This window comes from Citrobacter sp. TBCS-14, from assembly GCF_005280805.1.
Taxonomy (GTDB): Bacteria; Pseudomonadota; Gammaproteobacteria; order Enterobacterales; family Enterobacteriaceae; genus Citrobacter; species Citrobacter gillenii.
On sequence record NZ_SZWM01000851.1, the window covers coordinates 1 to 249 of the forward strand.

The window sequence follows — 249 nt, forward strand, 5'->3', positions numbered from 1 at the left end:
AAAGTTTGGATATTCGCAAAATGCCAAAACTCACAGACATGCAGATCCGCGCATGGATAAAGGCCGGAGAGCGATTCGAGGGACGTTCTGACGGTAACGGGCTTTATCTTTCATACCGCGAAAACTACCAGACCCCCGTCTGGCGCTTCCGCTATAAATTCGCTGGGAAACCCCGCACAATGATGATTGGCTCATATGCCGAGCTATCACTATCAAAGGCCAGAGAGACAGCCAAAGAGCTATCGGCTC

1 protein-coding gene is annotated in these 249 nt (G+C 50.6%); it reads left to right on the top strand.

Features of this window, described 5'->3' with window-relative positions; all coding sequences use genetic code 11:
• Positions 1-20: 20 nt before the first annotated feature.
• Positions 21-249: Arm DNA-binding domain-containing protein (locus tag FDX22_RS21660; RefSeq protein WP_146717757.1), on the top strand; the 229-nt coding region annotated here is incomplete at its 3' end.